At 42.1% G+C, this 16,230-nt stretch carries 16 protein-coding genes and 1 pseudogene; 5 read left to right on the top strand and 12 right to left on the bottom strand.

Annotated elements, in window-relative coordinates:
* Positions 1–22: 22 nt before the first annotated feature.
* From F3741_08335 to F3741_08320, 4 genes are all read right to left on the bottom strand, one after another.
* Complete coding sequence (locus F3741_08335; protein ID MZG30797.1) at positions 23–847, bottom strand: glycosyltransferase family 2 protein; 825 nt, start codon at positions 845–847, stop codon at positions 23–25.
* Between the two features lie 247 nt (positions 848–1,094).
* Complete coding sequence (locus F3741_08330; protein ID MZG30796.1) at positions 1,095–1,520, bottom strand: cyclic nucleotide-binding domain-containing protein; 426 nt, start codon at positions 1,518–1,520, stop codon at positions 1,095–1,097.
* Positions 1,517–1,768: a cyclic nucleotide-binding domain-containing protein gene (locus tag F3741_08325; protein MZG30795.1), complete on the bottom strand. Its 252-nt coding sequence runs from the start codon at positions 1,766–1,768 to the stop codon at positions 1,517–1,519. Before F3741_08325 ends, F3741_08330 begins: the two co-directional genes overlap by 4 nt.
* A gap of 294 nt (positions 1,769–2,062) precedes the next feature.
* Positions 2,063–3,124 carry an LOG family protein gene (locus F3741_08320; protein MZG30794.1) on the bottom strand — a complete coding sequence of 354 codons (1,062 nt, stop codon included), beginning with the start codon at positions 3,122–3,124 and terminating at the stop codon, positions 2,063–2,065.
* A 273-nt stretch (positions 3,125–3,397) separates the two neighbouring features.
* On the opposite strand from F3741_08320, the gene F3741_08315 reads away from it, so the two are divergent.
* Together F3741_08315 and F3741_08310 are read left to right on the top strand one after the other, a co-directional pair.
* Positions 3,398–3,598 carry a hypothetical protein gene (locus tag F3741_08315; GenBank protein ID MZG30793.1) on the top strand — a complete coding sequence of 67 codons (201 nt, stop codon included), beginning with the start codon at positions 3,398–3,400 and terminating at the stop codon, positions 3,596–3,598.
* A gap of 14 nt (positions 3,599–3,612) precedes the next feature.
* On the top strand, positions 3,613–3,810 hold the full coding sequence (locus F3741_08310; protein MZG30792.1) for a hypothetical protein: 198 nt from the start codon (positions 3,613–3,615) through the stop codon (positions 3,808–3,810).
* A 16-nt stretch (positions 3,811–3,826) separates the two neighbouring features.
* Here the strand turns inward: F3741_08310 and F3741_08305 are convergent, their stop codons facing one another.
* The 7 genes from F3741_08305 to mobB form a co-directional block, all read right to left on the bottom strand.
* Positions 3,827–4,654 carry a carotenoid biosynthesis protein gene (locus tag F3741_08305; protein ID MZG30791.1) on the bottom strand — a complete coding sequence of 276 codons (828 nt, stop codon included), beginning with the start codon at positions 4,652–4,654 and terminating at the stop codon, positions 3,827–3,829.
* A gap of 4 nt (positions 4,655–4,658) precedes the next feature.
* The gene (locus F3741_08300; GenBank protein MZG30790.1) at positions 4,659–5,648 is read right to left on the bottom strand and encodes an NAD-dependent epimerase/dehydratase family protein; all 990 of its coding nucleotides are present in this window, start codon (positions 5,646–5,648) and stop codon (positions 4,659–4,661) included.
* An 84-nt stretch (positions 5,649–5,732) separates the two neighbouring features.
* Positions 5,733–6,770: a hypothetical protein gene (locus F3741_08295; protein MZG30789.1), complete on the bottom strand. Its 1,038-nt coding sequence runs from the start codon at positions 6,768–6,770 to the stop codon at positions 5,733–5,735.
* A gap of 157 nt (positions 6,771–6,927) precedes the next feature.
* Positions 6,928–8,346 (bottom strand): hypothetical protein, encoded by a 1,419-nt coding sequence (locus F3741_08290; GenBank protein ID MZG30788.1) that lies wholly within the window; start codon positions 8,344–8,346, stop codon positions 6,928–6,930.
* Between the two features lie 204 nt (positions 8,347–8,550).
* Positions 8,551–10,470: a VCBS repeat-containing protein gene (locus F3741_08285; protein MZG30787.1), complete on the bottom strand. Its 1,920-nt coding sequence runs from the start codon at positions 10,468–10,470 to the stop codon at positions 8,551–8,553.
* Between the two features lie 3 nt (positions 10,471–10,473).
* Positions 10,474–11,685, bottom strand: a complete 1,212-nt coding sequence (locus tag F3741_08280) for a molybdopterin molybdotransferase MoeA (GenBank protein ID MZG30786.1) — start codon at positions 11,683–11,685, stop codon at positions 10,474–10,476.
* Entirely contained in the window at positions 11,682–12,830 is a 1,149-nt protein-coding gene (gene mobB / locus F3741_08275) for a molybdopterin-guanine dinucleotide biosynthesis protein B (GenBank protein MZG30785.1), read from the bottom strand. The genes F3741_08280 and mobB overlap by 4 nt, the downstream gene beginning before the upstream one ends.
* A gap of 335 nt (positions 12,831–13,165) precedes the next feature.
* On the opposite strand from mobB, the pseudogene F3741_08270 reads away from it, so the two are divergent.
* The 3 genes and pseudogenes from F3741_08270 to F3741_08260 all read left to right on the top strand — a co-directional run bounded on the left by F3741_08270 (position 13,166) and on the right by F3741_08260 (position 15,766).
* Positions 13,166–13,735 (top strand): annotated as a pseudogene (locus F3741_08270) (multicopper oxidase domain-containing protein).
* Positions 13,736–14,871: 1,136 nt separating this feature from the next.
* The gene (locus F3741_08265) at positions 14,872–15,378 is read left to right on the top strand and encodes a peptidylprolyl isomerase (GenBank protein MZG30784.1); all 507 of its coding nucleotides are present in this window, start codon (positions 14,872–14,874) and stop codon (positions 15,376–15,378) included.
* Between the two features lie 34 nt (positions 15,379–15,412).
* Complete coding sequence (locus F3741_08260) at positions 15,413–15,766, top strand: DUF4325 domain-containing protein (GenBank protein MZG30783.1); 354 nt, start codon at positions 15,413–15,415, stop codon at positions 15,764–15,766.
* Between the two features lie 15 nt (positions 15,767–15,781).
* On the opposite strand, the gene F3741_08255 is transcribed toward F3741_08260, so the two are convergent.
* Positions 15,782–16,207 (bottom strand): DJ-1/PfpI family protein, encoded by a 426-nt coding sequence (locus F3741_08255; GenBank protein MZG30782.1) that lies wholly within the window; start codon positions 16,205–16,207, stop codon positions 15,782–15,784.
* Positions 16,208–16,230 lie beyond the last annotated feature (23 nt).

The following is a 16,230-nucleotide window of genomic DNA, read 5'->3' as shown; positions in this document are numbered from 1 at the left end:
CTGAATTCTAGGTGGCATGGGCTTACCTCTTTGTCGATTTTCTTAGCAGGGTTACAAAAATTGAAAGGAACATTTTAAAAACATAATAAATAGTTTTGTGTCCATGATGCATGGACTCTTTTTCAGGACTTGCATGCATGGTTACCGGAATTTCTTTAACTTTAAATCCACAACGATTCAGCAAAATAATAAAGTCTGCATCTGGGTAGTCCGGAGGGTAATTATCGCTGGCTGCGAAATGGATAGCTTTACCTTTTAGGGCCTGAAAACCTGAAGTGGGATCGGTAACTTTTTGTCTGCATAGAAAAGATGCAATACTGCCAAATAATAACATTCCAGCAGAACGAAGCAGAGATGATTTGTAAGAGTCTTTACTTAAAAACCGGGAACCGATCACGACATCACAGTTTTCTTTTTGAACTTCTTCTATCAGGTCTTTAATGTTTGCTGGATCGTGCTGGCCATCTGAATCCATTTGTACGACGACAGAATAATCATTCTTGACGGCATATAAAAAACCTGTTTGTAATGCTATTCCATATCCTGAGTTAAAGGGTAGGGAAATAACCTCAGCGTTATGTTTGCGAGCTACTTTTTCAGTATTATCAGAAGAACCGTCGTTAATCACTAATATGGGGAACCCTGGATATTGCTTCTTGATGCCATCCAGAACTGCACCTATATTTTTCTCTTCATTATAGGCTGGGATGATGATCAGAGTTTTGGGTGGTTTAACCAAGGGTTCCTGAGACGAAAAAGTTTCCGATATTTCACCCTTTGGGATAAGCGCAGAGTCAACTCCTGGCTCGGGCTGTAATTTGAAAGTCTGGTAACTGAGAGTTTTCATTCAACGGGGATCTTTCAAGCAGATACATTGAAAAATCATTAATGAGTCAGCCAAGTACCTTCGGGATTTTTTGTAAACATTATACAAAATTAGTTCACGAATCAGGGCCAAACCGTTTAATAACCATGGTTCACAGTTATAAAACGGTAATTTATGAAAGAAACTTGACCTTTAATCCGACACCATTTTACATGAAATATAACCCTTTGTAAATATGTGGGTTATGGGGATTTAGGCTGTATGGTTTTTAGATAGAGGCGTTATTATGATTTGACAGTTTGTAGTTTTCGCGAATACGCCCAGATAGTACCCTTAATAATGGCACCAGGGATTCGGGGTTGACTCTTTCCAGTGAGAGGAAACAATCTTTGCTTATAACAGAGACTTTTCTGTTTTCAATAGAGTTTACAGTCGCAGGCCTGGGTTTATCATTGATCAAACCGATTTCATCAAACATTTCATTTTTTACCAGTTTGCGGACTAATGACAGGTTGCCATGTGAATCTTCCTGATATACTCCGATAAGGTCTGAATCGATAATGTATGCGCAGTTACTTTGCTGGCCTTCGCAGGAATATGTAAACACCTTTATAAAAAGTTGTAAGCTCGTGGTCCATGGTTTTCTAATCTCTTCAAGTTGGTATCGCCAAATTGTTACCAACTTTAATTTCATCTCTCAATAATTTGGTACTCTGACGGCAAACGTTGTGCAAGTATCTCCAATAGAGGCGATAGTGATAATGCATCTTTTTCGAATAAATAATGAAGCGTCTTTGGAGTAATGACTGATAAAGTGCAGTATTCAAGAGCAAATGCTGTTGTAGACCGAACTTCCTCGTCAATCAGACCCATCTCACCAAAAATTTCGTTGTCATCTAAAACATCCAGAATTTTCTGCCCACCACGTGTTTTTTCAAGCATTGCAATGGAACCTGACCCAATTATATAAGTCTAATCCTAGGGCTGCCTTCATGAAAGATAACTTCACCATTTTTAAAGTTATCGGTCTCACCTGAAAAAATTACTCATCACTCCTATTCATAATATAATCAATAAACAGGACAAAAGTGGTTGATAATGGACTTTTTTTTAAATGTTTATAAAAAAAGAGATCTTTTACGAGTAAATTAAAATTTATATTTAAAATTTGTTTAGTATGGTAATAGAAAAATACATTCATTGCCCTAATTGTATGAAAATATGCTAATTCTAGGGTCAGGCTTTATTTATGGCTTCAATCAATTGGTTGAGTCTGCCATATTTGGAATTGATGAAGTGTAGAGATAAGCGTGGGAGTTCAAGAAACTCGTTATTTTTTATTTCCAGTTTATGAGGTGGGCTGAGGTGCATGGACCCTTTCAAGATTATGTCCTGAAATTCATGATTTAAATCCTTAACCATATCAGAAGAAAGGGACTTGGTGAGCCTCATAATGGTTAGGTCTCCAATATAACGGAGAGAATGAAAGACTTTATAATAGTTAATAATATGGCCAATAGCCTGTTCTACGGTTAGGGCTTTATATACAAGGTTTATGTCACTTTTGTCCGCGAAACCTTGTTCAACCATCATTGAATTAAAAAAATCCATCCAACAGTCCCAGTAGTTGCCGTCAGTTTGTTCCAATAGGATTATGGGCCTTGGCATGCACTTGCCGGTTTGAAATAAGGTGAGACTTTCAATTCCTTCATCCAGAGTGCCAAGTCCTCCTGGTAGAAGAACTGTAGCAGAAGATTCTTTAATAAATACGAGTTTCCGGGTAAAAAAATACTTGAATTCGATGAGGTGTGGATCATTTTCAATAAACGCATTGGCAGTTTGTTCCATAGGAAGATTGATATTTAGTCCGAAGCTGTTTTCTCTGCCAGCTCCCTTGTTTGCTGCCTCCATAACTCCGCCTCCAGCACCAGTTATGACCTGATAATCATGGACAACCAACTTTTGGGCGAGTTCCAAAGCTAGCTTATAATTTGGGTGAGATTCACTAACTCTTCCGGACCCAAAGATGGCGACCTTGCGTTTGTTGCGATACGGCAAAAAAACTTTAAAAGCCCTGCGTAATTCTGATATTGCCTTGTGGAGCAGCTTATGGTCACCTTCATCCTTATGTTCACTACCTATTAACGCAAGATCGGCAAAAATTTCTTCAAACATTGCTGGTTTGGCATTGGGGCTCATCAATTGAGAAAGCTCGAGAACCAATTCTTCAATGCGTGATTGATTAATATTATTATCTTTTTGATTCATATTCGCTTGTAATAAATGCAATCCTTTCATTGTACATTTTGCAGTAAGGTTCAATAACTTAGATTCTAAAACAAATTTTTGTGGAAGCAAATATTTTCATACCTTGTTAAGAATTGGTACAATCCTCTTTTATGGTGCTAAAAATAACTTTTCCTGCCAGTTCTTATGTGTGGTAGAACAGAAGATATTTATTAGCCTTATAGCAAACAGGTGTTGGCTCAACTAACCAAAGTATGACTTAAACCGGTTTTTGACAAAAAATGTTTTCTATTTGAATTCGGGAGTATTCAGGGAGCTTATAATATGAACGAAAAAGTACTTATTATTTTTATTTTAGGGCTATTAGGGATAGGTTTTGTTTCAGTGCTTTTCATAGCCATACCCTGGTTCTTGAACTATGCTCTACCAAACTGGAAAGCAACTCTCTTGGATAGCGGAATTGTCATGATAGCTGTAGGTCTGTTTGTCTATGGGTTTTACATGAATACCAAAATGCATAAATAAACCAGCCCCTTGCTATGGACGAGAAAAAACTGATACTCATTCTCGCCGGTATTCTGGTTGTTGGTTTTTTTTCTCTCTTTATAGTTATTATTCCCTGGATGAACTGGGCGCGGGCTCCAGATTGGGAAGCAATGGCAATTGATAACCTGTTGATGGGCCTTGTGGGCGCAGCCATAGTTTATGGGATTTATGTTGGATCAAAAACTATGTAAACCCTTCCCAGTCCTGTTATATTTGCTCCTTGTCTTGTATGCCTTGGAGGAGAGAATGGTCAGGCGCAAACTTGACTCTGAATAGGGCTAAACAAAAAAGTGCCAGGCTGATCAGAGTTCCTATCAAACCCAGCAACGCTTCTTTTATATAAAACGTGACAGCGAGATTAAATATCAGTACGCCAAAATAGATTCCTGGACCCAGTAAAGCCTGGGCGGGAAGTTGGTATCGGGGATGGAAAGGAATTTTTTCATCCAACCAGCGTTCTAGAGCTGTAAAGATCGACAGTGTTACCGCAGAAACAAAAACCCAGCCTGCGAAATTAGTAAGGGGAATGTGAAAATATTCTCCTTCCTCTTTGTAATAATAAATCTTTCCGAGAAACCAGCGATCTCCTAAAAATGCTGCCGGATCAATGATAACGTCCAACATCATACATAAAATCGAAGCCGAGGCAATGACCCTGACCGAATGTTTTATGGGCTGAATGTCACCGAGTCTGATATCCCATTTATTTTTTATGAGAGGTGCCCAGAGTAACAGGCTCAAAGTATAGCTGACATAGATCAGAAAAGAGAATGACAGTGAATCCATGAATGGTACGTTACTGATCCACAATTCCTGATCACGGGTGGTTTCAATATAACTATAATATCCAAATGGAAACCCATTTCGGGTTGATGAATATTCTGAAAGAAAAGCTACCAGATAAGCAAGTACTGTGAAACAAAGAGAACGGGCTACTCCCATATTGAGGATGGCTATCGTTAAGTAAAATGCGAGAAATATAAACACATAAGGTCTCAGGATTACTGTGCCCCATAAAAGAGATAGCGTTTCCATGAGATCAGTTTGAGACCGGATTTTCCTTGAACCAGTTCACCGCCTGCTCCAGGGCACTTTCTACCGGATTTTGCGGAAGACCGAGTTCTCGGACTGCTTTTGAAGAATCAAAATACATGAAGTGCTTTGCCATTTTCACTCCTGCTAGTGGAACCGAAGGCGGCTGATGAGTGATAGTGTTGGAAAACCACTCACAGGCCAGCCCTGCTGTGTAAGCAACCCAATAGGGCATTTTTATAGTTGGGGCTTTGAGTCCGGTCAATGTTTCAAGAGCAAGTAGAATTTCTTTCAAGGACATGTTTTTGTTGCCGAGGATATATCGTTCACCAGGTTGCCCTTTCTCTTCTGCGAGAATATGCCCTCGGGCGCAATCGGCAACATCGATGAGGTTGAGTCCTGTATCGATATACGCGGGCATTTTTCGATCAAGAAAATCCAGAATGATTTTTCCAGTTGGAGTGGGTTTTATATCCCGAGGTCCAACAGGAGTGCTCGGGTTAACAATCACTACCGGCAGCCCTCTGCCATAAAGTTCATGGGCAACCTGCTCTGCTTGATACTTTGATAGTTTATAGTCATTGCATAATGTTTCTGTATTCATAGGTTGTTCTTCATTGGCAGGGCTGCCGTCTCTTGACAAACCAATGCAACCAACGGTACTGGTGTAAACAACTTTTTCAACATCGGCTTCTAAAGCGGATTCGAGAATGTTGCGGGTTCCTTGAACATTGATATCGTAGATCATTTTTTTGTCACGGCTCCATAAGCTGTAATACGCCGCCGTGTGGTAGAGGCGCCTGCACCCAACCAGGGCCGTCTTTAATGAATCCCGATCGCGCAGATCTCCATGAAATACCTCGCAATCCAGATCGTCAATATTGCGTGTATCCGTATTTTCCCGGACCAGGAGTTTCAGTTTTCGCCCTTCTTTAAGTAACTCCCGAGCGAGGGCAGAGCCTAGAAATCCGGTAGCACCTGTAAGTAGAGTGGTCATATTTATAATATTGGAATGAAGGGAAACACAGAAGATTTATTGGGTTTAAACCCGCCGCTTATCAGTCGTGTAGAATTACGGTTCTTACAGGAAAACCTTAATGTCAGCCATATTGCCTAATCCCTCAACATAAGTCGTGAAGAGTCTTTGAGTCTCTATTTTCAGGAGGAGATTCATGATGTCTGTTTTGGTTTCATCAAACGGGATCAATACGCTGGGAATAATTTCATCCAGTTTGAGGATGTGATAACCGAATTGACTCTTGACGATTCCGCTGGTTGCGCCTTCATTAAGTTTAACCATGGCGTCAGCAATTTCAGGAATGGTGCTGCTGGGGTGAAGGTCACCCAAAAGTCCTCCTTTTTCACTGGAGGCATCATCTTCTGAAAACTGTTTAGCTAAATCAGGAAAGTTTTCACCAGCCTTGACTTTCTTTAATATTGAATTTATTTTTTCCTCTGCTTCTCGATTTATGATCTTGGTCAATCGGTCAGCTTTTTTCTGGCTGGCTGCATCCTGTGCTTTAGCGGCAGGTTTGATGGTTGCTACATGAATATGTCGCACTCTGTACAGGGCGGGTTTGGTGAATTTAGATTTGTTCTCATCATAATACTTTTTAATGGCTTCATCTTTGACCTTTACTTTTGGCGCGATTTCCCGGCGCATCAACTCATCTTCCAATAAGGTCCGTTTTATTTTTTCTTTCAGGGATGGAATGCTCATATGCTGAAAGGCCAGTGCGGTGATAAATGCCTTGTGGCTGGGAAACTGGTCCTCAATATTTTTAAGCTGCAGATTTATTTTTTTCTCGGTAATCGTGATGCCGAGGATTTTTGCTTTTTGCACTACCAGCTCGCGGGCGACCAGTGACTTGAGCAGTTCGCGGGCTACCCTGAGTTCCTCACTGGGTTTTAATTCCTTTCCCATTCGTTGGGATTGGAAACGAAAAGCGAAGAGTTCCCGTTGAAGAGCCTTGGAGTCTACTGCAACTCCATTGACTTTTGCCACGACCGGTGGAACCCGTTTGCCATTAAGGGTGAAAGGTGAGTCCTTTTCTCTGGCTTGCAGGTTACAGGGTAGTAGTATCAGCAGAAATAAAATGAGAAGGAATTTAAGTTTCATCAGGCATCATCCAGAAATTGACATTGAACTCATTATGCAATTATCACACATTATACCTCATTGATTGAGAATCATGCATTAGTTCAAAAAAGGGTGTAAAGGATTTAGGATAAAAAAAAACCCCCGGCCATCTGGCCGGGGGTTTGTAAGAAAAAACTTAGAATGTTACCTGGAACTGTACATATGCCCAGTCAGAAGAATCAGAACCTACATTTGTACGGATTGCCCTCAATCCTTCTGATGTGGTGTATTGTGAATACCCAATGTTCATGAGGGTATTAGCGTTCAATTTATGTAACAGTATAAGATCTAACTCGTTACCAAGTGAATTAGAAGCCCCAACTGCTTGTCCGCCTCCAGCTTGCTGAGAGTTTGCAGAAATACCCTCAGCTGTATAGAACCAGTGGTAATGTGCTTTCAAAGTCCAGCCTGGAATCGGATTAAGCTTGGTTTTAATAGCATAATCCTGAATACCCAGACCTCTAGTTCCACCAGTAGCACTGTTGAAACCCTGCCCAAGATAAAGATCCATTAATCCTAGGAATTTATGACCGGTATCAAACAATGTATTGAACCCACCATATTCACCACCTCTACCATCTTCATCAGAGGTTCCGGAATAGTAATCATACCAAAGAGTAAGATTAGGTTTCATCGTGACATTGTTGAAGGATTTTCCAACTCTTAAACCAAACATGTAAGCATCACGGTCAACGTCATTAGCAGCAGTTCCTGCTCCAATATTATTATTTGCAACTGCTGTAGCGTCACCCCACTGGCGGTAGTATTCGCCGCGGTAGTCAATACCGTAGAGTTGGCCGGCCTGACGAAAACCAAATGTATGAGTATCATTATCGCGACCCGTACAGTTTGAGGCATTACTAGATGAACTTCCACAACGGTCGCCTAGATAGTTGTAGTAAAGTGACAAATTACCACCTAAGATACCTTGGTAGTTCGCCCATACGAGATGACTGTCGATATCGTTAGAGTCATCAGCATTAGCACCTGTAGGAGCACCATCTTCTGCTGCGATTACCCAAGCATACTTCATTGTTAAGTTGCCTTGTTTATGGGTAAGCATTGTCGCATCATGAGTCTGCTGACCCATGGTCCAAATGGTGTTACCAAACAGTCTCCATCCATCAAGGATGATTTGTTGAGTACCAACTTTCAAATCAACAGGCAAAGTCGCGAAGTTTTTAATGGTGAAATAAGCTTCATTGATACCAACACTGGCATCCTGATTGTTAGCCGTAAAAGAGGTGTTACCATCACCAGCAGGGTGTATGGCTGATCCGCCAGTAGTGCCTGGGTTTTCACCCCAAGTTTTATTACTTTGAATAGAGATAAAAGCAGATACGCTATCGTTGATATCTACATCGGCGTTTAGACGAATTCGTGACTGAACAAAGTCATCCGCTTCTGTGTCTGCATTAAAATCGTGTTGCTCCTGCATTTCGTAGCGAGTCCAGAACTCACCACCCAATTTAATATCCGATGCCTGTGCAATCGTGGTCGCTACAAACAGCGCGGTAACCATGACTGCAATGGCGGTCAACAAATTCTTTTTCATGCTTGTCTCCTCCAAGTTTTGTTTGATGACTAACTACTTCGTTAAACTGTTATATTTCAAGCAATCTTCTAAATTTTGCGTAAATATCCAACTCAAAAATCAATAAAATCCCAGATAAGATACTATAGAAGCAAATAAAAAACAATGACTATTTGGCTTTTTTGCGCATTTTTCTCGCCTCGAAAAACCCCAATATCCGACTGACTATTGGGCTGGCCATTCGTAGGTAGAAAATGTGCTTTGCTTAATGTTCGCTATAACGTTTTGTTCAGTTCTGAGGGTGTAAATCCGGGCTCCATTCCCATTTTTTTGGGAAATTACCCGAGATGCTGCCATAAAACCTTTTTGCTGGCTGGATTCAAAGGCTTTCTCAAAACCCTCCCTGGTCAGTTTCAGCAGGGCCAAACCTGAGCTTTCAACAATAACCAGATCGCTCATAATACCGTCCCCAAGCGTATTGTTCTTCGGTATTACAAGGAATCGTTCTTCGCCTATTTTGACTAATTGCAAGCGTCCCTTAAAGCGTGCCGGGGTTCCGTTATAGATCCCAGTTACTTCTTTTTTTAACCCGACATCAATCAAACGCGGGTCATGACCGTAGTAATCGCTTGATTTTATTATAAGTCTTCCTTTAGGTGAATATACCCTCAAATGATAATTTTTGTCAAGCACTATAGTATCTGCGGTGCCGTTTCCACTCAGATCCTGCTGCGTCAGCCCATAAAGGATGAAATGTTCTCCATATATAGAAGGGGTGTTCAGTTTGCGGCCCTGCCGATATTTCCCCTTTTTAAAGAACACATTCTTAATAGGCCCAATAAACGATTCTCCAAAACCCGGACTTTGCGATACTAAAACGGGTTTTTTGCCCATGGGTCGAAGGATGCGGAAATAAAGATTGACCTTTTTCCATATATATTGAAATTTTTTCCGTTTTGGTTTGATTTCCAGGACAAAGGATTCCAGCTTGTCGCCGACCTGATTGGTGACAAAAATTTCGTCCCGACCATTGCCGTTGATGTCTCCCACATCTACAGCAAGAAAATGATCGATGTTTTTACGGGTTTTGAACTGGGTGATTCTGCTCAAATAACCTTTTTCGTTTTTAAAGACCATAATTCGAAAACGGTCGATGAAAATGAACTCGTTTTTCCCGTCACCGTTTAAATCGCCTACATCAAAGTCCACGATCTCTCTTGCAAACAGGTGTTTACCAATAAATTTGAATGATTCTTTTTCCCTGTCAAATCTGGTTTGCGTTCTTCTTCTTTTCTCTCCTGAGGCATCCGGTGTTGGCAGGTTTTCAGACATGATGTCGGCCTGTTTTTTCAGGGAGCCGTCAACGGCTGAAACCAGTTTGTAGTTCATCGCCATCTTCCCCTTCACACCGCGAATACTGGGGATCAGGATGAAGTCAGTTTTTACTTTGCGATTCAGTTTTTCGAGATTTCTTGATTGAAGAACAGATTTGATGTTGAGTTTATTGTCGATCATCCACAATCCCAGGTCGAATGACGGGACGTCAAACCTCGGATGTTTTTTCAAGCGTGATTCAAGGTTGAAACGCAGGCGATCGGTGTTGACCTTCTTTTTAGATTTGATTTGTGGCGGTGCTACGAGAAAAGAAAGTTTTTGAAACGGACTCCTTACACCATCCCCTTCTTTAGGGAGCACAGTCGGGTCGAGTGCCCGGGCTCTGGAAAAATCTTTTCGTACTTCCAGCACTTCTACCTCGCCGAGGTCCGTCTCCTTGCGACCGACTTTTTTCTTTGTTACAGGATGGAACAATTCCCGTCCATAACGGATGAGTTTTAACCGGTCACCGGGTTCAACCGGCATTCCCTGCTTGAGGTCGAGAGTCAGACCCGAACCCTCAACTGCTATGACATATCCTTCCAGGGGAGGGAACAGGGTCTCAATCTGGCTGACCATCCGGTCCAGGGACGCACTCGATTGAGCCAGGGCCTTTACGGGTACGATCAGTGCTAAGGCAACGACTAGGCTAACTTGCATTATGCATGACATTGCGAGGAGTGAATACCGACGACGCAATCCAGATAGACTGGATCGCCACGCTCCTTGTAGCCGCTCGCGATGACGAATAGAGAGGTTTTTCATATTCATTATTTATTCGAGAAGTTGGACAGCTACTTCCTGGCCTTGTTGGATCTCTGAGGATTCCAGAGGAAAAATCAGCAAGCCGTTAGCATTAGCGGCAGATTTTAGAATTCCTGAACCCTGTTCTCCTGCCGGGGTGACGGTGTACTCACCATCTGCCCAGGACACCATGGAGCTTAGGAAATGAAGGCGGCCGGGTTTCTTGTTGATGGTCCGTGTCAGCTTGGCTTGTACCGTCTTGTGAGTCAGGTCGGCACAGCCCTGCACTTTTCTCAGGGAAGGGCGCACAAACTGTTCGAAAGAAACGAAGGAGGATACAGGGTTTCCTGGCAAACCAAAAATAGGAGTCTCACCTATCCTGCCGAATGCCAGGGGTTTGCCGGGTTTCATGGCCACTTTCCAGAACAGCATTTCCTGACCCATTTTCTGCAAGCTGGCCTTGACGAGGTCATAGTCCCCGACCGACACTCCCCCTGAGGAAACCACAATATCTGCTTTTAAGGCCCAGGTGAATTTTTCCATCAGGTCTTTTTCTGTGTCTTTGGCGATACCAAGATAAAAGGGAATACCGCCTGCAGATTTGATTTGAGCCGCCAGCATATGACCGTTGCTGTTGAAAATCTGCGGACCTTCGGGAGTTTCATCCAGTTCCATGATCTCATCACCGGTGGATAAAATTGCCACAGTAGGCCGTTGGCTGACCGCAATTTGTGAACGGCCCACCACTGCCATCATGCCGATATGAGCTGGATTCAGGGTGATTCCTTTTTTGAGGACCGTTTCACCGACCTTTACATCTTCACCGGCTTTACGGATATTTTCCTGGTCATCAGCTTTATCCATGCAGAGAATAAAGTCGCCATCTTTTTCCGTATCTTCCTGCATGAGCACTGCATTGGCCCCCGGGGGAACAGGTGCTCCTGTCATGATGCGCATGGCCTGACCTGGCTTTAATGTTCCTTTAGCAGAATAACCAGCAGCAATCTCTTCCACTACTTCAAGCTTTATAGGAGATTCAGGAGTGGCCGTCACAATATCTTGTGCTATTAATGCGTAACCATCCATGGCCGAGTTATCGAGTGGCGGATTGTTAACTCTAGAAATGATATCTTCTGCTAATACTCTGCCTAGAGCTTGATCAAGAGAAACCTTTTCGACCCCCTTGACTTTGATTTTTGAAAGAATTTGGTCTCGTGCTTCTTGGACTTGAATCATGCTCATAATGTTTCCTTCTTTTGATACACGACTAATCTTAAGTTCCTCTTCTCGTAATCTTCTGTTGTGTTGATGTTCATAAACTTCGATCGGTCCACTTCGTTGATCTTTAATTTTTTAAATGGGAGTGCCTCAATAGAAGCAGACCCAGCAATAATTCTAGACAAGGACAGCTCCCGTCTTGACATGGCTTCAAAAAGAGGAACGATGAATTTTGGTTCGTAAATGGCGCACATTGGCTCATAACCGAAGCTGCCTTTTTGAACATAGCATGTACCATATTTTAATGGATCTCGGTTTTGTAAGATTGCCTCAAAATCCTCTTCTTTTAAAAAGGGCATGTCGCATGCGGTTATCATCCATGCCTTATTTGGAAATTGTCCCATCAGAGTTGCCAGTCCTCCAACGGGTCCGAGTCCAATATGATCATCATTAACCCGTTCTACATTTGCTATCTGGCCTAAAGAACCCATATCAAGATCGGCGCGTGAGGAAAGAAATACTTTATTGCAAAATTTGCTCAAAAGTTTGACCGCCTTTTCTGTCCCCGATACACCATCATAGGTGAGCGAAAACTTTGGCTTTCCCATCCGCTTGCTATCACCTCCTACAAAAACAGCTCCAAAAAGTTCGCTGGCACATCTTTTGAAATGGTCGCGGACAAATTGGTAGATAGGCTCGATTTCATCTCGATGAAAACGCGGGACGTCGGGCAGGTCACTACTGGTTAGCCCTTGGTGAATGACGGCCTTAATACCCGGGGTTTCGGAAGGAATAGGAAAATGTCCCTTTTGATCGAGAAAAACGATCTTATCAAAAGGTGATTGTTTGTACCCTTCAATAAGGATACAGTCACATTGTTCCAAAGCATGAGTGATCGAACGTTTTTTAAAGGCATTATCGGCAACGATGGCAAAATGTTTGGGATCATTAATAGTAATGATGCCAGCTCCAGCCTGTTTTGCCCGGGCTGTGTCTTTGCCGTCTCGGTCAATTGAAAAACGATGTGCGTCATGCTTGTAATAGCCTACACGGATATCTTCTTCGGAAAACCGCTTAACCAAACGCTCCAGTAAAGTGGTTTTTCCAACCCCTGAAAACCCGGCAAAGCATAAAAAGGGTGTTTTGAATTGTTCCCAGTAAACATCCATAATAAGCACGCAACCTTCTATAATAAAAGCCGAACAATTATGTATAGGTATTCGGCAGTTAAGTCATTAAAAATATGAGTATTAGGTTATTATTTCGCAGCCAGTATTGCCTGTCAACCCCTATTATTGGTAAGAAAATATAGAAGCAAAATTTTGGTATTATCTTTAGATGATTTAGAAATAAGGTTTATGAGGTAGAGAAAAATTTTATCTATAATCAACAAGCTTCAGCTAAGCTGATTAATACCGTTAAGTCTGTTGGGACGGTAATTTTGTACTAATTAAGGAACTATTGGATTGTGATTAAGTTCGTTACAAACTGGATCATTTTATTTATGTTCTTCTTTGTTTCAGTCCATGCGCTAGAGGCTGAAGTAGAGGTGGAAACCATTGAAGCTGAAATTAGCACAGCTCCAGATGTGCCTACATTTATTTCAAGAACGATGCCTGAAATAGTTGAGGTCCATTTTGAGGCGAGAGAAATTGTCAGACCCCTGGCGGATGGTAAAAACTACAAATTCTGGAGCTTTAATGGGACTGTTCCAGGCCCAATGGTTCGGGTGCGTTTGGGCGATACGGTTGAGTTTCATTTGTCCAATCATATCTCCAGTCAGTTCCCCCACAATATTGATATTCATGCTGTGAACGGTCCGGGTGGGGGCGCTTCGGTAAGCCTTGTTGCTCCAGGGGAAGAAAGAGTTTTCCGCTTTAAGACATTATATCCTGGGTTGTATATCTATCATTGCGCATCTCCAATTCCTAGTATTCCTGCACATATAGCCAATGGCATGTATGGCCTGCTTCTGGTAGAACCCAAACATGGTTTCCCCCGAGTTGATCATGAGTTTTATATTGTAGAGAGTGAATTTTATACAAAAGTTTCAGATGACGAGGAACTACAGGAACCAAAAGTAGAGCTGGAACAAGAAGAGCCAAATATAGCGAAAGAAGAAAAAATAACAGTTTTGCAAGAAATCCCATCCGAACCTTCTATTGAGAAAGAAGCCGTCGAAGAAGAAAAAAGCTTTATGGATATAATATTCGGGGATTCTTCTGAACCTCAGAACCCTGAAAAAGATAATGTTCAGGAGACCAGTACGAAGTCACTTGAAGACACAGCCTCGATTGAGCCGGATACAGCGCCCAAACATGAAGAACAGGTGTTACTGGAACTTTCTCTTGAAAAAGGGTTGAAAGAGCAACCTGATTACGTGGTGTTTAATGGAAGTAAGGGGGCATTGCTGGGTGAAAACGCGCTGAGGGTGAATGTGGGTGATAAGGTGAGAATCTATTTCGGCAACATTGGGCCTAATGGAATTTCTTCGTTTCATATAAACGGAGAAATTTTTGACCAGGTCTATCTTGAGGGGTCGGCAAATGGAATTACTAATCGGAGTGTTCAGACAACGATGGTGCCTTCAGCGGGGGCAACAATTGTTGAGTTTACTATTGATGTTCCTGGTGATTACCTTCTTGTCGACCATAGCATATTCAGGATAGAAAAAGGGGCCATAGGCCTTATAACCGCAGTTGGTGGTGACGATCCTGAGATATTTGAATCCCTAAAGTAATATGTTGTAACTCAATCACTTTTTCTGTATTGAGATTTTTTCTGCCGACCTTTTATGATAAGTAGATAGTTGTTCTTGTCCCAACTCGTTATATATTTTCTCCAAAAATTGATATGCCTGTTTTAGGTCGGGGTTAAATAGGAGACTCTGCTTAAACTCGTCAATTGCTTTAACATTTCTACCTTGACGTTGATAAATGACTCTGAGTCAGCAATATGGAAGGGCCAGCTCCGATAATAGGTAATTGAAAACTAGAAATGCTGACTTAAGGCTTATGACATTTATTGAGACTTTTCCTGCAACCTGCTAGAATGCACGTTTTAAAAACCATCTTGATAGAATCCTACTTTTCCGGTGATGAAAAAATAATTGCCGGGAAATAAATCCATTCGATTTATTTATTATCTTTTTTGGGAGGTTTCATGAACTTTTTTGTTAAAGGAATTGCTGCAGGGTTGATGGGAGTCTTAATGACTGGTACTGCGGCCCAGTCTAATGAAGTTGCAGTGATCGAAACAACACTTGGAAGTATAGAGCTTGAATTCTTAGATGATGTGGCTCCGGGGCATGTTAAAAATTTTAAGGATTTGGCGAACAAAGGTTTTTACGATGGAACGACCTTTCATCGAGTGATTCCCGGATTTATGATTCAAGGCGGTGACCCTAACAGCAAGAGCGAAGATCGTTCTATGCATGGTATGGGTGGTCCGGGTTATACGATCAAAGCGGAATTCAACAGCACCCCACATGACCGAGGAATTCTTTCAATGGCAAGGTCACAAGACCCCAATAGTGCCGGTTCGCAGTTTTTCATTGTTGTTAAAGACTCACATTTTCTGGACAATCAATATACCGCTTTCGGGAAAGTGATTAAAGGAATGGATACGGTTGATAAAATTGTCAACGTTTCACGTGATCCCCGGGACAACCCTGACGAAAGGGTGGAAATGAAGTCCGTTAAAATTGTTAACCGTTAGTGAACCCCTTTCCTTACTTAGGCGTAAAGTGAATATGGAGAACGAATTTAAAATCGATGTTTATGAAATCATGGGCACCTCGACTCCGGCGGGAAGAACGTCGGAGGAAGGGGAGCCTGCGGGGGATACGATCAAAAGCCTCATTCTTGACAACTGGGACAAGTATGAAAAAATCTCAGTGTACTTCGAAGGTGTTGTACAAATGACCCGGCCTTTTGTTGACGAGGCGTTTGCCAAGCTACTTGAAACCTACACGCTTGATGAGTTCAACCAGAAGCTTTATTTTCCGGACTCTAATGATCGAATTGTTAAAAGCCTGAATGACGCGATTAAACTCAGATTAAAAATTATCCGGACCCAGGAAGAGAGGCGTAGCGAGGGCTCATAAGGGTTGTTTCTGAGTTTATTTTTTCGGTGTTTTTGCCACTTCTTCAATAAATGGATCCAGAAATTCCGGAATAGCGCTGGCATCTCTTACCGTAAAAACTCGATTGGTGGCAGTCATCGGCTCGTCTACCAGAACTGCTTTGGATTCTTCCAGTACTGCTATGGCTTTTTTGTTGCCTGGCTCGGTCGTGACTTCCAGGCTTTGCAGTAGACCGGCCTTGCCCATACACGGAACGGCGTTACCTATGCCTGCAACCACCATGTTGGAACGGTGGCGGTCGTTAATCAATAGTCGCAATAGTTCATCTTTCCATAGATAAGAACGCGCTCCATTTCCCCCTATGATAATAACCCCATGAAAAACCCCTTTGATCTGGCGTACACCTTTTCCCGCTGAAACATAACTGTCACCGGTTATACCTTCTATAGCATCAACAATCAGGACATTTGGGGTGACTCTGCCAC

The organism is Nitrospinota bacterium, assembly GCA_009873635.1.
GTDB lineage: Bacteria > Nitrospinota > Nitrospinia > Nitrospinales > VA-1 > LS-NOB.
The sequence above is the reverse complement of the archived record's forward strand: the minus strand, read 5'-3'. Positions and strand labels throughout refer to the sequence as shown.

Coding starts and splice junctions, on each gene's coding strand:
- mobB (MZG30785.1), bottom strand. CDS start 12,830: ATGGATGTTTACTGGGAACAATTCAAAACACCCTTTTTATGCTTTGCC.
- F3741_08295 (MZG30789.1), bottom strand. CDS start 6,770: ATGAAACTTAAATTCCTTCTCATTTTATTTCTGCTGATACTACTACCC.
- F3741_08320 (MZG30794.1), bottom strand. CDS start 3,124: ATGAAAGGATTGCATTTATTACAAGCGAATATGAATCAAAAAGATAAT.
- F3741_08280 (MZG30786.1), bottom strand. CDS start 11,685: ATGAGCATGATTCAAGTCCAAGAAGCACGAGACCAAATTCTTTCAAAA.
- F3741_08315 (MZG30793.1), top strand. CDS start 3,398: ATGAACGAAAAAGTACTTATTATTTTTATTTTAGGGCTATTAGGGATA.
- F3741_08265 (MZG30784.1), top strand. CDS start 14,872: ATGACTGGTACTGCGGCCCAGTCTAATGAAGTTGCAGTGATCGAAACA.
- F3741_08325 (MZG30795.1), bottom strand. CDS start 1,768: ATGCTTGAAAAAACACGTGGTGGGCAGAAAATTCTGGATGTTTTAGAT.
- F3741_08260 (MZG30783.1), top strand. CDS start 15,413: ATGGAGAACGAATTTAAAATCGATGTTTATGAAATCATGGGCACCTCG.
- F3741_08305 (MZG30791.1), bottom strand. CDS start 4,654: ATGGAAACGCTATCTCTTTTATGGGGCACAGTAATCCTGAGACCTTAT.
- F3741_08290 (MZG30788.1), bottom strand. CDS start 8,346: ATGAAAAAGAATTTGTTGACCGCCATTGCAGTCATGGTTACCGCGCTG.
- F3741_08330 (MZG30796.1), bottom strand. CDS start 1,520: ATGAAATTAAAGTTGGTAACAATTTGGCGATACCAACTTGAAGAGATT.
- F3741_08285 (MZG30787.1), bottom strand. CDS start 10,470: ATGAATATGAAAAACCTCTCTATTCGTCATCGCGAGCGGCTACAAGGA.
- F3741_08310 (MZG30792.1), top strand. CDS start 3,613: ATGGACGAGAAAAAACTGATACTCATTCTCGCCGGTATTCTGGTTGTT.
- F3741_08300 (MZG30790.1), bottom strand. CDS start 5,648: ATGACCACTCTACTTACAGGTGCTACCGGATTTCTAGGCTCTGCCCTC.
- F3741_08335 (MZG30797.1), bottom strand. CDS start 847: ATGAAAACTCTCAGTTACCAGACTTTCAAATTACAGCCCGAGCCAGGA.